A 22,388-nucleotide genomic window follows, 5' to 3' on the forward strand; every position below is an offset into this window, starting at 1 on the left:
GCCACTATCCGCCCGACGTGACCCGGAAAACGTCGAAGACACCTTCAATGTTCCTCAGCTGGGTCATCAAGTAGCCAAGCTGTTTGACGTCAGAGACCTCGAACGTGAAACGAACAACCGCAACGCGGTCTTCAGCAGTGTGAGAATTCGTCGCCAAGATAGCGACTTTCTGTTCTGACACGGCCCGGGTGACATCGGATAGCAACCCTTGACGGTCAAGCCCTTCGATTTGCAGAGTCACCGTGAAGACAGCTCCACTGCGCTCTGCCGCCCACGACACCGCAATCAGGCGTTCAGGCTCTTCTTTCAGCTTCGGAGCATTAGTACAGTCTGTGCGGTGGACACTCACCCCACCGCCCCGGGTCACAAAACCGAAAATGTCGTCGCCGGGGACGGGCGTACAGCACTTGGCCAGCTTCGCCATATAGTCGGCGTCGCCTTCAACAAGAACCCCCGCCGAATCGGCACGAGAATTCTTCTTTGACCTGAGCTGAGACAAAGGAGTGCGGGCAGCAAGCGCATCTTCCGCCTCCTCCTGTCCCCCAAACTGCTCCATCAGCAGGTTAACGACGCGCCCAGCCGTGATGTTGTTATTGCCAATCGCGGTGTACAGCTGGTCGACGGAGTTAAAACTCAGTTGGCCAGCGATAGTTTGCATCGATTCGGGAGTAAAGAGCCGATGCATGGGCAGCCCTCCCCGCTGGATTTCCGCGGCGAGCGCATCCCGACCGGCCTCCAAAGCAACCTCTCGACGCTCCTTCGCGAACCACTGACGAATCTTCGACTTTGCGCGCGGCGACACGACGAATGATTCCCAGTCCTTCGATGGGCCGGCGTCCGGATCTTTCGACGTGAAAACTTCGACACGATCGCCGGTGTGGAGCTCCGACTCGAGCGCGAGTAGCTTGCCGTTCACCTTCGCGCCGATACACCGGTGCCCCACTTCGGTGTGGACAGCGTAGGCGAAGTCGATAGGCGTCGATCCCGATGGCAGGGTGATCGCGTCCCCTTTCGGGGTAAACACGAAAATCTGGTTTGAGGAGAGATCAAACCGCAGATTCTCCATAAATTCGTTGGGGTCGGCAGATTCCCGTTGCCAGTCGAGAAGCTGACGCATCCATGCCATCTGGTCCAGTTCTTTTGCAGAACCTTTGTTGTGCCCCTTGGTCTCCTTGTATCGCCAATGCGCCGCAATGCCGAACTCAGCGTTGTAGTGCATTTCATGGGTCCGGATTTGGATCTCGAGAGGTTTATTATCCGGCCCGATCACCGTCGTGTGGAGCGATTCATACACCCCATAACGAGGCGTAGAAATATAGTCTTTGAACCTTCCGGGCATCGGCTGGTACAGCGTGTGCACTGCCCCCAGTGCGGCGTAGCATTCCTGCACGGAATCGACGAGGACACGGAGTCCGACGAGGTCGAAGATTTCATCAAAGTCTCGGCCACGAACGATCATCTTTTGGTAGATCGACCAGTAGTGTTTCGGTCGCCCCACGACCTCCGTACTGATGTGGTAGTCCTTGAGCCGTGCTTGTAGCTCTTTCGACACTCGGGCGATATATTCATCGCGCTTCGGCGCCCGATCTGCCACCAATCGCACGATTTCTTGGTACTTCTTAGGGTACAAAATAGCGAAGGAGAGATCTTCTAGCTCCCACTTCACCGTCGCCATTCCCAACCGGTGAGCCAGCGGAGCAATGACCTCCAAGGTCTGCCGAGCTTTCCTTGCCTGCTTTTCCGGTGGGAGGAAACGCATTGTGCGCATATTGTGCAGGCGATCAGCAACTTTAATGACCAGCACGCCGGGATCGTCGGCCATTGCGACAATCATTTTCCTGATTGTTTCGGCTTCCGCGGCTGATCCCAAGGCCACTTTGTCCAGCTTGGTGACCCCATCCACCAGGTGAGCCACTTCAGGGCCAAAGTCGTGCTCGAGTTGTTCGAGCGTGTAATCAGTGTCTTCCACCGTATCGTGCAGCAGCGCTGCGACAATCGTGGTGGTGTCCATGCCGATCTCAGCGCAAATCGTCGCTACGGCAAGCGGGTGAGTGATGTACGGTTCGCCAGATTTACGAAAAACACCGTCATGTAATTGCGCCGCGGTCTCATAGGCGCGGTTGATGAGCGCAACATCCGCTTTCGGGTGAACCTTGCGATGAATAGTCAGCATCGGTTCCAAAACCGGATTATATTTCGCACGGTTCTGCCCCGTCAGGCTTCGAGCCAGACGGGCACTCACCGAACCAACCCGAGAGGGCGACCGATCACTCACTACGCTCCCCTACCACCGTTAGAGGAAGGTCGGCCAGGCGTTTCCGACCTTCCAACGCTTCAACTTCGAGAATGACGGCCAAGCCGGCGACATTCGCCCCGGCTTCCTCCAGGAGAGCCCGGGAAGCACACAAGGTACCGCCTGTGGCAAGAACGTCGTCGATAAGAACAATATTCTTTCCCTGAATATTCAGGCCCTCTCGAGGAATTTCCAGCGCTGCATGGCCGTATTCCAAGTCATAGCCTCGATGAAAAACCGGCGGCGGGAGCTTACCTTCCTTGCGTACCGCGAGGATCCCGAGCCCCAGTTGGTACGCCACAGCAGACCCCAAAAGGAATCCGCGAGCGTCGAGCCCGCCGATGATGTCTGCGTGATAACTCCGAGCAGCCTCGGCTAATTCGTCGACGATTAATCGGAAGGCGCCCGCATCTGCCAGCACCGGAGTGAGGTCTTCAAAAACCACACCTTCAGACGGAAAACCGGGCACGCGGCGAACTAAGTTTGCCACTGCATCGGCTGCGGATGAATACTCACTGTCGGTCATCTAATTCTGATCTTTCTTCCATCGATCCATGTTCCAGCCGACCCCAACATTCGAGGTGCTAGGCACTAGATTACTCACTGCGTTGTGTACGACCACGGCGCGGGGTTCAGCAGACAATGGGATCGTCTGCATGCTATCCCATAATCCTTCTTCCGCTTGCCGACGCTCATCGATGGTTCCACCGACGAATGTCGAGGTTGAGAAGTACGTTGCGGGGTCAACCGCCTGGAGGAAAAAGTCGGCTCTGTCCGTCAGGGCGGTGCTGTCAGCATGATCTGCCGACACATCATCGACGGTGACTCCACTCTCCTGGCAGGACTCCCGGATAGCGTTTGCCATGGCGGCGTACCGATCATTCGTGCGGTCGTACGACAAACGAACTGTGGATCCCTTCGCTGCCTTTCGGGCCGCAGCGGTGTCGTGATTTCCATGCTTCAGCGCGACATCGCTGACCGCATCGAAGGATGAGCTCGTCGCCGGCGTCAATCGAAGTCCATAGGCTGGAACCTTCATTGATGAGCGGGCTGACGATGCTTCGGCAACAGCTGCCCGGTCAATGCACTGCGATACCGCTTGGCGCATGCGTTTACTGGCCATGACCCCATGGTCGGCAGGGATGAGCGAGTCAATCCGACGTGAGAGCATCGTCATCACACCGTATTTCTCCGAATCCACCGTCAAACGGGATGCAGAGGCCGAGGAGCCGCCGTCGTGCGGAACTGAGAATGCGGGAAATCCCTCATTATCATTCGTGGCTGGTTTATTTGCTTCCGACGACGGCATCGATTCGCCTGGAGCGTTAGATGCGGAGGAGGTTGGCGTCGGTGATGAAGATGGAGCAGCTGACGATGACGTCTCAGATGCTGGCGATGTTTTGGATGGACCTGCCTCGGACGATTCTGTTGTGGATCGTGCTGGCTCAGATGGTTCTGCGGAACCTTTCCCCTGCGATAGACGGAATTCGGAGGGAAGAGCTTGATCATTATCAACGACTCTGAGTGACTTGTGGTGGGCAAGGTCGCTCAGAGATGCTGAGCGAGGATAGACCACGATGTCATCGATTAACGCCGGATCACCCCACCAGTGAGGATTCTTCTGAAGCGTTACTGACCGCGTATGTGTAGTCGGATCCTTATCTGTGATCGACTTCACCGAATACGGTCCAGTGGACACAATATTCTTAAGATTGTCTTCGTTCAGGAGAAAGCTCTTCTTCCACAGATCGCCCACTTTTTTGACCACCTGGTAGTCCGCAGATTCGAGCGCACCAGTTAAATCGTCAACCCCAGCGTGAGACGCAATGATGTGGGAGGGCATAACCGACCCGGCAGGAAAAAGATTCTGGTATCGGGACCCGTATCCGCGGGCAAAATTCACCCGAAACTTTTTCTCGTTATGCCGGCACGTAACTGATTCAACCTGTTCTAGAAGAGGATTATCGGAATCAAAATATTCTTTTTTATGCTGGGCAAACCATGCCAGGTAAAAGTCATCACAGGTAACCGGTTTGCCATCCGAATATTGGGCCCGGGGATTGATGACGTATTCAGCGCTTCGGTTCTCATCAGGTGCCTGGATTGACGTGAAAAGATCGTTATTGACGAAGGCCTGGCCATTGGGCCCATCGATGAAAGCTCCGGGATATAAGCGGACGGATAATCGCGCTGCATCGGAGGCCTGTCCTTGTGAACTAGCACCGTTAACAGTGGTGAGGGTGCTGCCACTTACGTAGGCAAACCCGGCGTTTGTGTGGTCATCGCCTGCATCGTCATTGGTATCGCAAGCGGCTAAACCTGTAACTAATAAGGCTCCCGACATTGCCGTCACAATCTTGCGGAGGTGGGCACGTGGGGAACACGGTAGTGAAGGCATTGCCGACGGGAACTGGGGACGTGACTTCTTGAATCGCTGTAACACGGGTGGAGCCGATCGTGTCAGAAAATGGACGTACAAAGCGCACTGACGCCGTGTTCGTAAGAACACAGGATGTGCTGTTAAGAAAAGTTTAGCGCCCTTGCTTCGAATTAATGAGCAAGGGCGCTGTACGGCGGAAATTCTAACTATACGACCGGTTAAGAAGGTGTCATGCGGAACGCTAAGCCAGGAAACACGATGCGTAAATCTTCTATTCGAAGAACACGCGTTGGATACCGACTCAGCTTTTAGTTTCCATCAAAGGGTGAGTTGTTGCGACGGCGGTTATCGTCGGGACGCCATGACGCGCCGCCTCCTTCACGACTGTGGAATCTGCCCGCCTCGCGATCTCGATCGGAGTGGTGAACGATACGTGATGAGCCTCTCCTCCGTGAGGCACGTGCGGATGGCTCTGAATCTGAGCTTTCACTAGGAGTGATCTCTGATCCATCACTGGTTACGGCAACCAGTTCATTCTCTTGGTTCGATGACTCAGCCTTGCGAGATTCTTCGACACGTTTGGTGTGCTCGGAATACTTCTTCTGACGAGACTTGAGCGAAACCAAGATTGGCGTCGCCAAGAAGATGGATGAGAACGTTCCTTCGATGACGCCAAGTAGCTGCACGAGCGAGAGGTCTTTGAGTGTGCCCACGCCCAGCAACCAGACCGCGACGACCATCAATGCGCCGATCGGGAGGATCGAGAACAATGATGTCGAAATGGAACGCATCATCGTCTGGTTGACGGCGAGGTTAGCTTGCTCGGCGTAGGTCGACGTAGTTGTCTTTGTCAACCCAGCGGTGTTCTCGTGAACCTTGTCGAACACAACCACGGTGTCGTACAGCGAGTAGGACAAGACTGTCAGCAAACCGATAACCGATGCTGGTGAAACCTCGAAACCGATGATCGAATACAGCCCTGAGACCACAATCGCGTCAACGGCAAGTGCTGATATAGCCGCGATGGCCATATCGCGCTCAAAGCGAACCGTGATGTACAGGAAGATCAGCGCAAGGAAGACGATCAGCGCTAGAACCATGCGGTGAGTAATCGTCGATCCCCACGAGTTACTCACGGTCGAATCACCGATGGAGTCGGGAGTTTCTTTACCCGAGGCGTCTTTCGGGTGGTACTTCGAGAACAAGGCTTCCCGAGCCTCGGAGATCTCGTCGTCGTTAAGGTGCTTTGACTCGATTTCCACATTGCGAGCGTTACCGGAGCCGATGATCTGGACTTGCTGGGCCTCGACCCCAGTGGCTTCGTGGAAGGTGTCGGCGACTTCGGTCTTGGACACGTCACCGGCGGGCATCGTTATCTTGGTACCGCCCTCAAAGTCGATGCCCAAGGTAAATCCACGGAAAATAATGGATACGAGGCAGATCACCAAGATGATGGCGTAAATGCCGTACCAGCGACGGCGCTGGGAGACGAACTCAATTCCGCCTTCACCGGTGTAGATACGTTCGAAGAAAGGCCGTTTACTCATTACTTCTCCTCCTTCGAGGTATCGACACGCGATGAGCCGCCCGACGATGACTCATCAGTTTCTGAGAGACTATCTGCGAGCTTGATGTGCCGCCGTACAGGTTGATCCTCTTTGGCGTTTTCAGCGCGCTCAACGTCATACGGAAGCTTGATACCAGCAGCACGGCGACGCTCCGCAACACGCATGACCGCTCCGAGCCCGTTCACAGACGGCTTAGAGAAGAACGGCTTGCGCGACGCCAGAATAATCAGCGGTGCCGAAACCAGGAACACCACGAACAGGTCGAAGACCGTCGTTAAACCAAGGGTGAAGGCGAAGCCTTTAACGTCACCAACAGCCAAAATGTACAACACGACAGCTGCGATCAGGGAGACCAAGTTACCGGACAGAATAGTGCGGCGAGCACGCTCCCAGGCCTTTGGTACTGCAGATCTGAATGTTCGGCCATCGCGTATCTCATCTTTAATCCGCTCGAAGTAGACCACGAAGGAGTCCGCTGTAGTACCGATACCGATGATCAAGCCGGCGATGCCCGCGAGGTCAAGGCTGTAGCCAACCCACCGCCCGAGTAGCACGAGGCTGCCGTAGATGAGTAGCGCCGAGAGCAACAGCGAGAAGATCGTGATGACGCCGAGTCCTCGGTAGTAGGCCAGCGCATACAGGGCAACCAAGATTAAGCCGATGCCTCCTGCGATAAGTCCTGCTTTCAGGGAAGCAAAGCCCAGCGTGGCGGGAATGGTGGTGGCGGTACCGCCCTTCTCGCCGTTTTCACCAGCGAAGCTGATGGGCAGCGCACCATACTTAAGATTGTTCGCTAAGTCTTTAGCCTCGGCCTCAGAGAACTTACCAGTAATCTGGGTCGTCGAACCGGCGGGCGTCGGTGACTGAATCGTCGGAGCAGAAATCACTTCGGAGTCGAGAGTGATAGCGACCTGCTGCCCCTGATACTTTTGCGTCACCTCGGCCCACGTATCGCCACCCTTATCTTTATTGGATGTCTTGAACTTGAACGTGATGGCCATTTGTCCGCTGTTGGAGTCGTACCCACCAGTAATCGGAGAATTGGTATCGATCTCCTCACCAGTGAGCCGCTGGGGATCTTTCTTCCCCTCCTGCCCCACTAATACTGGTGCCGCATCGAGCAGGTGAACGCTCTTATCTTGGTCACACGTCACGAGAGGCTTAGCCGGATCATCCTGGCCTGCCAACGGATCCGATCCCTTACATTCCAACAAGGATCCCGCGGCCTGCAAAGTGGTCGGATCTTCTGATTGCCGATCCTTGAGCAGCATGGCGGATGTTTGTTCACGCTGCTTGTTTTCTTCGATGGAGTTGGCTGGCTTAGCCTCTGGCTTCGCCGTGATCTTCATCGACTCGGGAATAGCAAAAGCCTCTTGCCCTTGGGCTTGACCACTGCTGTTGTATTGCTCCAACTGCTTCTTTAGCTCGTCGAGGGCCTTCTGGGCGTTATCCGGCGAAATCACATCCGTTTTTACCCATCGATTAGCCATATCGACGACGGTCTGCGCCAGCTTGCCCCGATCAACTTCCTGGGCAGCAGCTTGTTGGTTAAGCACTGGGCGGAACAACAATTGGGATGTCTGTCCCAGGTTCCGCGCTTGAGCGGAATCATCGCCAGGGACAGTAATGACGAGTGTGTTCCCGTCGGTCTGCACTGTTGCCCCGGACACGCCCATGCCATTGACGCGGTTTTCGAGGATTTTCCGGGCCTGCTCAAGCTGATCATTGGACGGCTGAGAACCTTGAGGCACCAAAGTCACTCGGGTTCCGCCCTGAAGGTCAATGCCTAACTTAGGTTCAGGCTTTTTATTTCCCGTGAGGAACACCAGAAGGTACACCGCTACGAGGAAAATGACGAAGATACCGATGGCGCGATACGGCCATCGGGATTTTGTGGAGCGAGCTCTGTTCTTCCGGGCTGCCAAAAGAGTCTCCCGTCGTATGAAGGTCACATTAGGCTCATGTCGGCCTATTCAAACTTCAGAAAGTCTACCGCTAGGCTTCACGCCGCATCGTCTTACCCCGGGGGTCGGCGTTTCGCGTATAGCGTTCGAACCAGCATGAAGCCGAAGGTTATGTCATGTCTGCTGTCGATGTACTGTACTCGCGCATCTACTCTGCGCGATTGTCAGTCACGACCGGGCACTATCGATTGCGATTTTACTTATCGGTCGTCGACGAGTCCGTGGAGGCATCGGTGCTGCCATTGTTCTGGGCCGGCGAGTGCCTATGGGAGTCAACAGCAGCCTCATCACTAGTGCTCGGCTCGACGGTTGAACCGTGGTCTGTCGTCGTCTCCTGGGGCGACACAGTTGACTGACCCTGGGGCTCACTAGCGGCTGGCTCAGGAGTGGTTGACGATTCCTGTTGTGCAACTGGTCCCAAAATGCCTTTGACGGCCCACTCAACGACAACCCCAGGCGCAATTTGCAAGTCGAGCACGTCGCCTCGTACCGCAACGACGCGACCATGCAAGCCTCCGGCCGTCTCAACAGCCATGCCAGGCTGCAGTTGGGAGCGAAACTCCTGGATGCGCTTCATGCTCTTGTTCTGCCGAACAATTTGCATGATGGGCAACGCCAGGAAAAGGATGAGGATAATTATCCATAGACCGTTCATGGCACCATCTTGGCATAGAGCAGGGACATTGAGTCAATTCTTTTAACTTGGCGGACTATCTGGTGAGCATCCCGGAAAGCTTTACTCCTGGATAACGCTGTATTGATCCAGTGGCCCGTTAGAAAAAGGCACCAATTGTCCCCTCTGGTGGCTCCAGCCCCTGATGTTTCCACGCTTCGGCTGTGGCGACACGGCCGCGCGGAGTACGAGCAATCATCCCAGCCCTAATCAAGTACGGTTCGCACACCTCCTCGACCGTGGTGGGCTCTTCCCCCACGGCGAGAGCCAACGTCGACACGCCAACAGGTCCGCCCCCATGTCCCCGGACGAGCGCATCGAGAACAGCACGGTCGAGACGGTCGAGGCCCTTCTCGTCGACGTCGAACACTAAGAGCGCAGCTTTTGCTGCTTCTACTGTGATCACGCCCCCAGAGTGGACGTCGGCGTAGTCCCTCACCCGTCGCAGCAAGCGGTTAGCAATACGGGGCGTGCCTCGACTCCGCGACGCAATTTCCTTGGCAGCGTCGGCCTTGATATCGATATCGAGCAGACGCGCCGCACGCGTCACAACTTTCGTGAGGTCAGCCGCCGAGTAAAACTCCATCTGAGCGGTGAATCCGAAACGGTCACGCAGCGGCCCCGTCAACATTCCCGCTCGGGTGGTCGCCCCTACCAAGGTGAAGGGGGGTAAATCCAAGGGGATGCTCGTTGCACCCGGGCCTTTTCCGACAATGACGTCGATGCGGAAATCCTCCATCGCCATGTACAGCATTTCTTCCGCCGGACGCGCCATCCGGTGAATTTCGTCGATAAAGAGGACATCCCCCTCCATCAGATTCGACAACATGGCGGCGAGATCACCGGTCTTTTCCAGCGCAGGGCCCGAGGTCATCCGCAATGACGTACCCATCTCCTGGGCAATAATCATCGCCATAGTCGTCTTGCCCAACCCCGGCGGACCGGCCAAGAGAATGTGATCAGGAACAACTCGACGGGCCTTGGCCCCAGAGAGGACCAACTCTAATTGTTCGCGAACCTTGGACTGCCCAATGAACTCATCCAAGCTACGCGGGCGCAGCGACAATTCGGCATCTGCATCGTCGCTCTGCGCGGTCGGATCAACAGGACGAATTCCGGACGCAAATTCGTCATCTTTTCCCATCGTGGGCGCCGGCCCGCCCCGATTCTGGGAACCACCTTTGTGATCGGGTAGTTGGAACTCAGTTTTTTCGATGTTGCCCATCTTTTAGTTCCTCTCGGATGACATCGATCGCAAGGCGCGCTTCAGAATCTCCGACACAGATCCTCCCTCAGCCGCAGCGGACGTGGCAGTCTTTTCGGCCTGTTTTTCCGGAAAACCTAGTTCGACAAGAGCTTGAGTAACCGTACCCACAACGCCACTGTCTACCTCGGCCTCCGAATTTCCGCCCACTCCCGATTGCGGTTCGCTAGCCGAATCTCCAGAATCGAATACAGCTACCTTCGACTTTAAGTCGACGATGATTCTCTCCGCTGTTCTTTTACCTATGCCCTTGACATTTCTTAGTTCAGCGTCATCCTCGTCGGTAATTATTCGAGCGAATTCGTCGGGCTTAAAAATAGAGCAAATCGCCATTGCGGATGTCGGTCCTACCCCCGAAACCTTACGGAGCATCGCAAACATCTGACGGGCCTCGTCGGATTCAAAAGCGTAAAGGTCAATCCCATCGTCGCGAACATTCATCGTGACAAGGATTCGAGCGTCCTCCCCTTTGCGCAGCGTCCCCAGCAATGAGGGCGACGCAGTTGCTCGATAACCGACGCCCGAACATTCAATCACGACATAATTAAGACCGACATGAAGAACCTCGCCATGCAATGAATCGATCACAGGGACCCCTTTTCTCTACTCACGATCGTCACACCACGACATCGGCCGCAACTATGACGTCACTTATGCCGTGAAGCGCTCCAGCCCGGATTCTGCCCGCCAGATAGCCCCAACATGGGAGCACGCCAGCAATGGCAAATAGCAAGCGCCAGAGCATCGGCCGCATCGGCGGGACGTGGTGGTTCAGCCAAGCCCAACACCCGCGTAACCATCGCGGTGACTTGCTTTTTATTTGCACGTCCGTTCCCCGACACAGCTTTTTTCACTTCACTGGGCGTGTACATATAAACCGGAATATCTCTCCGCGCTGCACAAACAATAATCACACCCACCGCATGGGCAGTGTGCATGACAGTAGAGACTACACCACGTTCAAATACACGTTCGATTGCCAGCATATCCGGATGATACTCATCCATCCACTCATCAATCTTCACGGAAATGTCGAGAAGACGGGTGGAAAGATCGTCGGATGCGTCTGTTCGAATGACTCCCACTGCGACAGGTAGGACGGAGCGCCCCCGCCCAGCTTGAACCGTGGATATTCCGCACCGGGTTAAACCGGGGTCAACCCCCATGACGCGGGTCCCCTCTAAGGAGCGCGATCCACCCTTAGACGTGGTATTCACGGGCACTGGATCGCCACTCCTATCTGCACAATCGCCAACCGCCTATTCGGCACACGCTGAGGGCTTTCACTTAGTTATCGAGTTCAGCCAGAACCTCGTCGGAAAGATCCATATTGGTGTAGACGTTCTGGACATCGTCCGAATCTTCCAGTGCATCTATCAGGTGGAAGATCTTCCGAGCTCCAGACGCGTCAAGCTGAACCTTAACGTCTGCTCGGTAGTCCGGCTCTGCAGAATCGTACTCCAGCCCGGCTTCCTTCAATGCGTCGCGAACGGCAGAGAGATCCCCGGCCGCGGACACGACCTCGAAGTTCTGGCCGAGGTCATTAACTTCTTCAGCGCCAGCATCCAGGACGGCCATCAGGATGTCATCCTCGGTATTGCCTTCTTTCGGCAACTGAACGACACCTTTACGGTTGAACATGTAGGCGACGGAACCTGCGTCCGCCATATTGCCGCCGTTCTTATTCATCGCGGTACGAACGTCGGTCGCAGCACGGTTGCGGTTATCGGTCAAGCACTCGATGAGGATCGCTACCCCGCCGTTGCCATAGCCTTCATACGTAACGGTCTCCCAGTCCGCGCCACCGGCTTCCTCGCCAGAACCGCGCTTGCGGGCTCGCTCGATATTGTCATTGGGAACCGACGCCTTTTTGGCCTTTTTAATCATGTCATCCAGCGTCGGATTCGCTGAGGGGTCACCGCCGCCGGTGCGAGCAGCTACCTCAATGTTCTTAATCAGCTTGGCAAATTCTTTACCACGCTTGGCATCGTTCGCAGCTTTCTTGTGCTTCGTCGTTGCCCATTTAGAGTGCCCACTCATATTTTTGTACTCCCTCAGTTGTTAACACACATGCAAGCCCCACGAAGGGGATAATCGCAACCAGTCTAATACCCGGTCCCGACATCCCCTGCCATGGCACTGCCACCAATAAGCCTTTTGTTGGGTTACGCCATCGATTCCTCGACCATCGACACGAAATAGTCGTGGACACGGTGGTCATCGGTCACCTCGGGATGGAACGACGTGGCAAGTACGTTTCCCCTACCGTGACCGGAGCGAACTGCAACAATAGCGCCCTTGTCGTCGTCGGCAGGTACACGAGCAAGAACCTCGGTGTCGTCACCGACTGATTCGACCCACGGTGCACGAATAAAAACGGCGTGAACAGGTTGACTAATCCCTTTAAAATCGAGATCCGTTTCAAAGGAGTCGACCTGGCGACCAAATGCGTTCCGTCGGACCGTGATGTCTAGCGCGGATACGCAGTGAGCATCGGGACGTGTCCCCTTAACCTCGCTAGCCAGCAAAATCATACCGGCGCACGTGCCGAACGTCGGCGTCCCATTGTGAATCTTTGCCGTCAGGGGTTCGAGCAATCCCCCCAGCTCGAGGAGCTTCGACATGGTCGTCGACTCTCCCCCAGGAAGAATTAACCCATCAATCCCGTCGAGATGAGCAGGACGGCGTACCAGACGGGACCGAACCCCGAGGCGCTCTAAAGTGCGCTGGTGTTCGATGACACCGCCCTGTACAGCGAGAATCCCGATAAGTGGGGTTCTCTCTTCGTTACTACTATCCACTCGTTTTACCAACCACGCTCTGCTAAACGGTGCGGCTTCGGGATCTCGTCGACATTGATGCCCACCATCGCTTCACCCAAGCCACGCGAAACATTGACGATCGTCTCGGGGTCATCGTAATTCTGCGTCGCCTGAACGATGGCGCGCGCACGATGCTCCGGGTCACCAGACTTAAAGATGCCCGAACCGACGAACACACCCTCAGCACCTAATTGCATCATCATCGCTGCATCGGCCGGAGTAGCAATACCGCCAGCTGTGAACAGCACAACCGGGAGAGATCCACGCTCGGCTACCTCACGCACCAACTCATACGGAGCTTGGAGCTCCTTCGCGGCGACATACAGCTCATCAGGCGCCATCGACTTCAATTTATTAATAGAAGCGCGGATGGTCCGCATGTGGGTCACGGCGTTGGACACGTCGCCAGTTCCCGCTTCGCCCTTGGAACGAATCATGGCAGCGCCCTCATTGATCCGTCGAAGTGCTTCGCCGAGGTTGGTCGCTCCACAGACAAATGGCACCGTGAAGTCGAATTTATCAATGTGGTTGGAATAATCGGCTGGCGTCAGCACCTCGGATTCGTCAATAAAGTCGACGCCCAGCGACTGCAAAACCTGCGCCTCAACGAAATGACCAATGCGAGCCTTCGCCATAACCGGGATAGACACAGCGTTAATAATGCCTTCGATCATGTCGGGGTCCGACATGCGTGACACTCCGCCCTCAGCACGAATATCAGCTGGGACGCGTTCCAACGCCATCACGGCTGTCGCGCCGGCGTCCTCAGCGATCTTGGCCTGCTCAGGGGTGACGACGTCCATAATGACGCCGCCTTTTAACATCTCCGCCAGGCCGCGCTTTACTCGTGCAGTCCCGTGGGTTGTCTCATTCGAGGAGGAATGGGCAGCCCCGCGTGGATTGTCCGTAGCATGCCGTCCGTTTTGATTTGCATTATTGCTCATATTGTCGTTCTTCTCCTTAAAACTGGACTGGCCTGTCTAGAATACGCTGAAGCCTACAGTGTACTTACTCGCCTCTGGAGCCGGAAAACTCCCCAACCAATTCTTGAGGCTACATAGTGATTTACGACGCCGGAATGTCGGATTCAATACCAGCAACCTCAAAATACTCTGGTGGCGACGTATGGCCGCCGAGATGAAAAAACCTCACGAGCGGGCGTAGCCGCAACGTCCGGGTATCCGAGACGGCATCATTATAAAAGCGCATTGCGAGTTCTACTCGTGTGTGGGCGTCGGCTAGTGTTCTCGCACCATTGACCGTCACAGATTCGTCATCAAGATCGTGAATACGCATAGCAAATCTGTTCTCCGCAAGTGCTCGATCCGTTGTGCACGAAGTATCGAAAGCGATACGTTCCGTTGCTTCGGCCTCGTCCGCAAGTTCTGGCCACAATGCTGACACCACCGCAGCCCGACGGCCCAAGGCAGCATCCAGGCTTAACGCTGCTTCATCCGTCCGGATATTCAATCGATGCAAGCGGGTGGCTATGAACGATGCCCACATACCTGCTAACAGAACGGCCATCAGACCAACGATGACGATGGCGACCCAAACCGGTATCACGACGAAAAGTTCCTTTCCCCCTGAGGACCCAGCACGGTTTCATATACCCTCTCGACTTCTGTCGTAACGTGGCTCCAATCAAACCGTTGGGACCGCTCAAAGCCCTTATGCGCGAGTTCTTGCCGCTTGCCTTTGTCCGAAAACAACTCGGTGACAGCCGCCACCAAAGCATCCGTATCCCCAGGAGGAAATAGCCAACCAGCGTCGCCATCATCGCACACAGCACGAAATGCCGGAATATCACTAGCGACGACCGCCGCGCCGGCAGCCATCGCTTCGACGAGGACGATCCCAAAACTCTCCCCACCGAGATGAGGTGCCACATAGACGTCCGATGCTTTAAAGGCTCGAGCCTTGTCGCTATTAGACAACCGGCCAAGAATGGTGATCGAGTCCCGGACATGGGCTACGCGCCGCGACAAAGCCTTGGCATCACCAGTCCCCACGACAACGACTTCGATACCTGGAATTGCTCGTGAAATCCGTGGCATCGCTTCGATCAGCACATCGAGCCCTTTACGTGGTTCATCAAAGCGGCCCAAGAAGATAATTCGCGGGCGGTCTGGATCGAGGCGAGAAATAGCATCGTCGGCTCCTGATTGCGGATCCGCAGATGAAAAAAACTTTGTGTCGACGCCGTTGGGGATGAGAATGGGATCTCCCCCCAGCTGTTCCACTTGCCACCGGCGGGCCATCTCCGAGACCGCGATCCCTGCACGAACACGCTCAAGCATCGGCGTGAGAACCGGAATAAACGTTTCCAACACACGAGACCGATCAGCTGATGCATGATACGTCGCCACCACAGGAATCTTCGCCATTTTCAGCGCAATCATGGACACGCTTGGGGCGTTCGGCTCATGTATGTGGACGAGGTCGAACTCGTGATTATTCAACCACCTACGGACAGCATGAAATGCCGACGCTGTGAAACTCAGGCGGGCAACCGATCCGTTATACGGGATGGGAATGGAACGTCCGGCCCGGACGACGAAATCCGGGACATGCGTCTTCAGCGACGCTGGGGCCAGCAGGCTTACGGTGTGACCGCGCCGGATTAACTGTTCCGACAGCTCAATTGCATGAACTTGAACACCGCCAGGGTCGTCCATGGAATACGGACACACCATCCCGATTCGCACTCGGCCTCCACACTCTCAGTCTTCATTCCAGATGCGTTGGAGCATATGCCAATCCTCAGGATGCTCCGAAATATTTTTCTCAAAAACTTTTGCGAGGTCTTGAACAACCTCGGGTATTGGCTTATCGGTATTCAGTGGTTCACCGACGCTATGACCCCAGCCCTCCGGGGTAAACCAGCAGTGAACGCCGTGTAAGGCCGCCCCCGTTTCTTGAGCAAGCCGTACCGCCCCCACCGGCATGGTTGTTCTAGAACCGAAAAAGTCGACGCTGACACCATGATGCGAAAGATCACGTTCGCCCAACAAGGCCACGACTCCACCTGACTCTAAAGTTTCACGGAGCCCGTCCATCGGCTTTTGTGAACCACCGGTGAGCGGGAACACGGTAAAACCGAGTTCTTCGCGATAGTTCACGAATGCATCGAACAGTTTCTCCGGCTTGAGCCGTTCTGCCACAGTAGAAAACGTCCCGTAGCGCTGAGCAAGCCACAGCCCAGCCATATCCCAATTCCCACTGTGTGGCAGAGCGAGAATCACTCCCCGCCCCTGGCGATATGACTTATCAAACAAGTCCACGCCCTGGATACCCGACTCAATTGTATCCACAAGTGAGTCCAGGGACGATGAGTGAATGATGGACGGCAAGCGGAAAGCTTCCATCCAATATCGGGCATATGATCTCATCGCGTTCCGCACCACCACATCAAGCTCTCGGTCATCCGTGAGACCGGTCACCTTGGCAAGGTTAGACCGTAACCTCGCCGGTTGTTTTCCCCTGTGGGAAGCAATATCGGCACCGAGCATGAATAATTTCCGCGCGACGGGGGCGGGAATTCGGGTGATTCCTTTCCAGGCCCACACGTACGACTCCGCGATAAGATCCTCTTTGGATAAGCCGAAGTGTCGTGTCACGTGTCGTCCTTACTTCGTGGGGAATTCTTTGGCCCCATGGGGCGCGGAGATTTTATCATTCGCATGCGGAGATTTGCCGGCCATGACCATGCGCTGGATCACCGTGAAAATGGAGCCTATTGCAAGAATCCAGAGCGCAACACTTAACACATGCGGCACCCCCAAGCCTTCAAGGCCTAAGCCGACCAAACCGATGATCAGCCGTTCAGGGCGTTCCACCAATCCCCCGACGATGTCGAGACCGCCCGCCTCTGCCCGAGCTTTGACATAAGAAATGACCTGGCTGGTGACCAACACAATCAACGCCGCGATCATTTGGTGACGTTCTCCCTGCTGAGCGGAGACAACCCACCAGACGATAGCAGCGAACACAGCACCGTCGGTAATCCTGTCGCAGCTAGCATCCAGCGTCGCTCCGAACGTCGTTCCCCCGCCACGTATACGGGCCATGGTGCCGTCGACCATATCTACAGCTGTTAAAAGCCCGATAATTATTGCGGCGGCAAAGAGATGACCGGTAGGGATCAGGGTTAACGCTGCTACACATGCACCGAGAGTGCCGACGACGGTCACTGTGTTGGGGGAAATTCCCGCCTTAACCAGTGATCGGGCAATCGGTTCGATGACAACTGCAGCCGGTTTTCGGCCATGAACGCCAAGCATTATTCTCCCTTATTCCGACTCGGAAGCCGACTGCTCAGCAGCCGGTTGATCATCGGAAGTGTCCAATGATGCCCAGGCTTCCGCAAGCAACGACCGTGTCTCACGGAGAAGCTGTGGCAGGACCTTCACGCCACCAATGACGGTCATGAAGTTAGCATCGCCAGCCCATCGCGGAACTATGTGAACATGAAGATGCTCCTCGATAGAGCCACCCGATGCTTTACCCAGGTTCATTCCCACATTAACGGCATGGGGATGCGAAACAGCTTTTAACGAACGGATGGCTTTTTTCGTGAAAGCCATCAGTTCGGCCGTCTCATCAGGGTTCAGGTCCTCAAGGTTCTTTACCCGTCGATAAGGGACAACCATCATGTGCCCCGAGTTATAGGGGAACAGGTTGAGCAAGCAGTACACGGTCTCACCGCGCGCGATGATCAGCCCTTCTTCGTCCGAACCTTGCGGAATGTCTTCGAACGGGTCACTGCTGTTCCGATTGTCGTCGGCAATATACGACATCCGGTAAGGTGCCCACAGCCGGGTCAATCGGTCGGCGTCACCAGCTCCTGAGTCAACAAAAGTATCGTTATCCGCGGACACGAGCCTCAATCAACTCCTTCGTCGGCTGCTCGTTGTTATGCTCTTCAACCCAGGTTGAGATCACATCAACAGCCTTCTCGACGGGAACGCCGTTCACCTGGGAACCATCGAGGAACCGGAAACTCACTGCACCTGCTTCCGCATCGCGGCCGCCAGCGAGAAGCATGAACGGGGCTTTATGAGTCGTATGGTTGCGAATCTTCTTCTGCATCCGATCATCCGAGATATCGACCTCGGCACGGACACCCCGAGCACGCAGCTTATCCACGACCTCACCCAAGTACGGCGAAAATTCATCGGCGACCGGAATTCCGACGACCTGATGCGGAGCCAGCCATGCTGGGAACGCTCCCGCATAGTGTTCCAGGAGAACCCCAAAGAAGCGCTCGATCGAACCAAAGAGGGCGCGGTGGATCATAATGGGGCGCTGCTTAGAACCGTCGGGTGCCGTGTACTCCAATTCGAAACGCTCAGGCAGGTTGAAGTCCAACTGAACGGTCGACATCTGCCACGTACGCCCAATCGCGTCACGAGCCTGAACCGAAATCTTCGGACCGTAGAAAGCAGCTCCGCCTGGATCCGGAACAAGGTCGAGGCCGGATTTATCTGCTACACGCCGGAGAATCTCCGTCGAGCGCTCCCAGATTTCATCAGAACCGACGAACTTGTTCGGGTCTTTCGTCGACAGCTCCAGATAGAAATCATCGAGCCCGTAATCCTTCAGCAGCGAAATGATGAAATCAAGAACCGTGCTGAGTTCATTTTCAAGCTGATCTTCGGTGCAGTAGATATGGGCATCGTCCTGCGTGAATCCACGGGCTCGGGTGAGGCCATGAATGACGCCTGATTTTTCATACCGATACACCGTGCCGAATTCGAACAAGCGCAGAGGCAATTCGCGGTACGACCGCCCCTTGGATGCAAAAATCAGATTGTGCATCGGGCAGTTCATCGGCTTGGCGTAGTAATCCTGAGCCGGCTTCGTGATGTTCCCCTCGGCATCCCGTTCCTCATCCAACTTCATGGGAGGGAACATGCCATCCTTGTAAAAATCAAGGTGGCCGGATTTTTGGAACAAATCTCCCTTGGTCAGATGCGGAGTGTAGACGAAGGAATATCCAGCTTCGATGTGGCGCCGTCGCGAGTGCTGCTCCATTTCATTGCGGACGATACCGCCGTCAGGATGGAAGACAGGGAAACCTGAGCCGATTTCATCCGGGAAGCTGAAAAGATTCAGTTCAGCGCCGAGACGACGGTGGTCGCGGCGTTCTGCTTCTTCCATCCGCTGCTGATACTCTTGCAGCGCTTCTTTCGACTCGAAAGCCGTCCCGTAGATTCGCTGCATACCGTCGTTGTTTTGATCACCACGCCAGTACGCAGCAGAACTCCGCTGAAGGGCGAAAGCGGCGATGTATTTCGTCGTCGGCACGTGAGGACCACGACACAGATCAAACCATTCGACCTCGCCGGTCCGAGGATTGACGTTGTTATAAGCAGTTAGCTCGCCAGCAGTGTCAAGATCCGCGTCCTCATCGAGAACGGTGCCCTTTGACTTATCGTCGATGAGCTCTAACTTGTATGGCTCATCTTTCAACGCTTCGCGGGCGTCATCAAGGGACTTCCACACAACGCGTTCGAATCGCTGTCCCGATTTAATGATCTTCTTCATCCGCTTTTCGATGCGTTTGAGATCGTCGGGAGTAAAGGCGTGGTCGGTGCCAAAGTCGTAGTAGAAACCGTCCGCTATAGCGGGGCCGATTCCAAGTTTGGTACCTGGAAATTCCGCCTGAACTGCCTGCGCCATCACATGAGTACAACTGTGTCGAATGACAGCCCGTCCTTCATCGCTCGCTGCGATGACCGTGGTGACCTCAGTGTCCTCAGTAGGCGCAAATGATAGATCACGAATGGTTCCATCATTAGTCTTCACGCAAACCACTGCTTCGGGCCCCTTGGTGGGAAGGCCCAGTGGCTTCATCGCTGCCCCAGCTGGTGTACCAGCAGGGACCTGAAACGATACTGATGAGGCGCTTTTTTCCGATGACGACAGTGCAGACACTGATTGCACTCCTTAGTGGTGACATGGCTATCACATACCTGGTAACAGCCGGGGACGGATCAAAACTCTACCGCATGACCGGACAGCACGCGTAGCACCGTCGGGGAACCTGGCGAACACAGCCCTTGTGGCGACCGTTCGTCGTCACAAATAAAAGGGGCTACACCAAGAGATCATCCGCCCAATAATTGTCTTCACCTGCGGTGCCGTGAGGAATCGCGTAGACAGCAGAACCGATGTGGGTTATCCACTCATTGAGACGATCTGACTGATCTAACCGTTTTTGAATCGGTGTGAATTGAGTGTCTGGATTCTGCTGGAAGCAGGTAAAAATCAATCCAGCGTCAGAAATCGGCGAGTGCGGCCCAGACACCGGAAGGCTGTAATTGAAGGCACGACGCAATATCTGCTCATGAGTATTGTTCCCCTCATAGTGGGCTCGCGCCATATGCGATTCCGGGTCAATGACCGGAAGACCTGTGCTATCGACCTTGTCGAAGTCTGGGTCGTCGAACTCTTTCTCCCCTGTCAGAGGCGCCCCGGATTTCAGTTTTCGCCCGAAGACTACTTCTCGTGATGAGCGGTCCAAAATGTCCCAGCTATAGAGATTGAGGGAAATACGGCGGATGACCATCGCCGTTCCTCCCCGTAACCAGGCAGGCCCATCATTAATCCACACGATATCGGAAAGTTCCTTGTCCGAACGCGGGTTAACCGTGCCGTCGAGAACACCGAACAAGTTACGCGGAGTGGAACCTTTCGCTTGGGCGCCCGCCGCATAAAGAAATCCCTGTTGCTCCCACACAGGCTCGGTATACCGCTGCCCCGCTCGAAGAATGAACCGCCGTGCATGAGCCAATGTGGTGGGGTCATCTGAACAGATCTGCAATGCTAAATCCGTTTGTCCCCATGCATCGTCTAGACGGTCCCGATCAAAAGCAGGAATGTCATGAAGCCACGACGGGATCTTGTCCTGCATCTGTAGCTTATCGAGCAGAGGACGGCCGAACCCAATAGTGACAGTGAGGTTGGCGGGCCGAGAGACCATCTCCGGTTCAAGTTCGGCCAGCGGCGGTTGCCCTTGTGTCAGCTTTCGGGACGTAGACGTCCATACCTCCATGAGGCGCTGCATGGCCTTCTTATCGATGCCCTCGATACAATTAATCCCGATGACATTGACATACGCTTGCGACGGAGTATCGATACCCGCCTGATGCGGTCCATCAAATGGGACAGTCTGATCAGCAATTCCCGTGAGACCTGCTGCGTTGCTGACCGCGTCCGCAGCATTTTTCTCCCGCTGATCTAAAGCTTCCGACGACGTCGTCGTGGCGTTATCGTCTTCGTGGCCGCAAGCAGCTAATCCTGATGCCCCCAGCGCAACTCCGGCCCCTAGACCACCGGTGAGGAAAGAACGGCGTCGTAGCACATGGCGAAAAACGTTGCGTCGGGCGCTGTCTGCACCTCGGGCGTTTCGATCGTCCGGTGTATTGCTTCGTTCACCATCGCTCGAGGGCTCATCGTCGTTAGCGCGTTGTACACGAGCGTTTGCGTCATCCGCGGAATTATGAGGCAAAGAGTTCATCTTCTTCGTCGAAATGATGTTGTCTCGAAATGATGTTGTGTGGGGTAAAAAACTTCTGCTGACGTAGAGTTTTCCCTGATCGCTGGACGACACCACACAGCGTGGGGCGCCGACCGTAACCGCAGGGGCGGATAAGGCCAGCGCTCAAACGTCGGCATCAGCAGAAATCAGTAACCAGATGATGCCTCGAATATCGTGACATCAACCGGCTGATGTAGCTGATCTAGTGGGAATGCCCGTGCATGGAGTGGTCTGCTTGGCCACCCGGCTGAGCTGAATCGCTCATACCTGGCATATCTGGCATCCCTGACATGTCAGAGCTGTCGTCGCCGCCGTAGTTTTCTTCGCCCGAGGGCTGTTCACGGACAGGAATAGACACTTTCTCCGTGGAACCGTCTTTGAACTTCAACTGCACATTAACTTTGTCCCCGGCAGCTAATTCATCATGATTGTCCATAATCATGATGTGTTCTCCGCCGGGTTTCATCTCCAAAGTCCCATTTGCGGGGATCTTAAACCCTTCTTTTTGCTCGACCATTTTTCCGTCGACAACGGTGTGCAGTTCGAAATTACCTTTGACATCGGACGACGACACCGACTCGAGGACTTTCTCTTTATCGGTGTTGTTCTCCAGAGTTCCGAAAATCGCGGTCATCGCTTTATCCGGGGTCTTCGACTTCACATAGCCCTGATCCAGTGAAACATTGCCGGAAGCTTTTTCTGTGCTGCTCGCGGACGACGACGTTGTTGTCGTTGTCGCCGATTGTGAGCCGTCTTTATCCGAATCTTCGTCGACAGAACACGCAGCGAGCCCTAGTGACAGGGCCAGAACTGAAGCTCCGGCGACCCGAACAGCCAGCCGAGATGTTGACCGTGATGTACTCATTTTCTGTAACTCCT

The 22,388-nt window shown here is 55.3% G+C and carries 20 protein-coding genes; all 20 read right to left on the reverse strand.

Features of this window, described 5'->3' with window-relative positions; genetic code table 11:
- Positions 1–4: 4 nt before the first annotated feature.
- The 20 genes from CKROP_RS05045 to CKROP_RS05140 all read right to left on the reverse strand — a co-directional run bounded on the left by CKROP_RS05045 (position 5) and on the right by CKROP_RS05140 (position 22,374).
- Positions 5–2,275 (reverse strand): RelA/SpoT family protein, encoded by a 2,271-nt coding sequence (locus CKROP_RS05045; protein WP_012731663.1) that lies wholly within the window; start codon positions 2,273–2,275, stop codon positions 5–7.
- Positions 2,268–2,819: an adenine phosphoribosyltransferase gene (locus CKROP_RS05050; protein WP_012731664.1), complete on the reverse strand. Its 552-nt coding sequence runs from the start codon at positions 2,817–2,819 to the stop codon at positions 2,268–2,270. Before CKROP_RS05050 ends, CKROP_RS05045 begins: the two co-directional genes overlap by 8 nt.
- Positions 2,820–4,736: an ABC transporter substrate-binding protein gene (locus CKROP_RS10695; protein WP_148209642.1), complete on the reverse strand. Its 1,917-nt coding sequence runs from the start codon at positions 4,734–4,736 to the stop codon at positions 2,820–2,822. It abuts the gene before it with no gap.
- 245 nt (positions 4,737–4,981) lie between these two features.
- Entirely contained in the window at positions 4,982–6,220 is a 1,239-nt protein-coding gene (gene secF, locus CKROP_RS05060) for a protein translocase subunit SecF (RefSeq protein ID WP_012731666.1), read from the reverse strand.
- The gene (gene secD / locus CKROP_RS05065) at positions 6,220–8,166 is read right to left on the reverse strand and encodes a protein translocase subunit SecD (protein WP_012731667.1); all 1,947 of its coding nucleotides are present in this window, start codon (positions 8,164–8,166) and stop codon (positions 6,220–6,222) included. Before secD ends, secF begins: the two co-directional genes overlap by 1 nt.
- A 235-nt stretch (positions 8,167–8,401) precedes the next feature.
- Entirely contained in the window at positions 8,402–8,860 is a 459-nt protein-coding gene (locus CKROP_RS10700; protein ID WP_012731668.1) for a preprotein translocase subunit YajC, read from the reverse strand.
- Positions 8,861–8,978: 118 nt separating this feature from the next.
- Positions 8,979–10,103 (reverse strand): Holliday junction branch migration DNA helicase RuvB, encoded by a 1,125-nt coding sequence (gene ruvB / locus CKROP_RS05075; RefSeq protein ID WP_012731669.1) that lies wholly within the window; start codon positions 10,101–10,103, stop codon positions 8,979–8,981.
- 3 nt (positions 10,104–10,106) lie between these two features.
- Positions 10,107–10,730, reverse strand: a complete 624-nt coding sequence (gene ruvA, locus CKROP_RS05080) for a Holliday junction branch migration protein RuvA (RefSeq protein WP_012731670.1) — start codon at positions 10,728–10,730, stop codon at positions 10,107–10,109.
- A 59-nt stretch (positions 10,731–10,789) separates the two neighbouring features.
- Complete coding sequence (gene ruvC / locus CKROP_RS05085) at positions 10,790–11,308, reverse strand: crossover junction endodeoxyribonuclease RuvC (RefSeq protein WP_052292475.1); 519 nt, start codon at positions 11,306–11,308, stop codon at positions 10,790–10,792.
- 121 nt (positions 11,309–11,429) lie between these two features.
- Positions 11,430–12,182, reverse strand: coding sequence for a YebC/PmpR family DNA-binding transcriptional regulator (locus tag CKROP_RS05090; protein WP_012731672.1), 753 nt, complete (start codon positions 12,180–12,182; stop codon positions 11,430–11,432).
- Between the two features lie 125 nt (positions 12,183–12,307).
- A complete protein-coding gene (gene pdxT / locus CKROP_RS05095) occupies positions 12,308–12,943 on the reverse strand; it encodes a pyridoxal 5'-phosphate synthase glutaminase subunit PdxT (RefSeq protein ID WP_041628828.1) in 636 nt (211 codons plus the stop codon).
- 5 nt (positions 12,944–12,948) lie between these two features.
- On the reverse strand, positions 12,949–13,908 hold the full coding sequence (gene pdxS, locus CKROP_RS05100) for a pyridoxal 5'-phosphate synthase lyase subunit PdxS (RefSeq protein ID WP_012731674.1): 960 nt from the start codon (positions 13,906–13,908) through the stop codon (positions 12,949–12,951).
- Between the two features lie 121 nt (positions 13,909–14,029).
- Positions 14,030–14,530: a hypothetical protein gene (locus CKROP_RS05105; protein WP_012731675.1), complete on the reverse strand. Its 501-nt coding sequence runs from the start codon at positions 14,528–14,530 to the stop codon at positions 14,030–14,032.
- Positions 14,527–15,672 (reverse strand): glycosyltransferase family 4 protein, encoded by a 1,146-nt coding sequence (locus CKROP_RS05110; protein WP_012731676.1) that lies wholly within the window; start codon positions 15,670–15,672, stop codon positions 14,527–14,529. The genes CKROP_RS05105 and CKROP_RS05110 overlap by 4 nt, the downstream gene beginning before the upstream one ends.
- A 15-nt stretch (positions 15,673–15,687) precedes the next feature.
- A complete protein-coding gene (locus CKROP_RS05115; protein WP_012731677.1) occupies positions 15,688–16,584 on the reverse strand; it encodes a phosphatidylinositol mannoside acyltransferase in 897 nt (298 codons plus the stop codon).
- Positions 16,585–16,593: 9 nt separating this feature from the next.
- Positions 16,594–17,247 carry a phosphatidylinositol phosphate synthase gene (pgsA, locus tag CKROP_RS05120; protein ID WP_012731678.1) on the reverse strand — a complete coding sequence of 218 codons (654 nt, stop codon included), beginning with the start codon at positions 17,245–17,247 and terminating at the stop codon, positions 16,594–16,596.
- A 9-nt stretch (positions 17,248–17,256) separates the two neighbouring features.
- Positions 17,257–17,853, reverse strand: a complete 597-nt coding sequence (locus CKROP_RS05125; RefSeq protein ID WP_041628829.1) for an ATP adenylyltransferase — start codon at positions 17,851–17,853, stop codon at positions 17,257–17,259.
- A complete protein-coding gene (thrS, locus tag CKROP_RS05130; RefSeq protein ID WP_012731680.1) occupies positions 17,831–19,822 on the reverse strand; it encodes a threonine--tRNA ligase in 1,992 nt (663 codons plus the stop codon). The genes CKROP_RS05125 and thrS overlap by 23 nt, the downstream gene beginning before the upstream one ends.
- A 241-nt stretch (positions 19,823–20,063) precedes the next feature.
- Positions 20,064–21,332: a Dyp-type peroxidase gene (locus tag CKROP_RS05135; protein ID WP_041629331.1), complete on the reverse strand. Its 1,269-nt coding sequence runs from the start codon at positions 21,330–21,332 to the stop codon at positions 20,064–20,066.
- Positions 21,333–21,711: 379 nt separating this feature from the next.
- Positions 21,712–22,374, reverse strand: a complete 663-nt coding sequence (locus CKROP_RS05140) for a copper chaperone PCu(A)C (RefSeq protein ID WP_012731682.1) — start codon at positions 22,372–22,374, stop codon at positions 21,712–21,714.
- Positions 22,375–22,388: the final 14 nt, after the last annotated feature.

This window comes from Corynebacterium kroppenstedtii DSM 44385, assembly GCF_000023145.1.
Lineage (GTDB): Bacteria > Actinomycetota > Actinomycetes > Mycobacteriales > Mycobacteriaceae > Corynebacterium > Corynebacterium kroppenstedtii.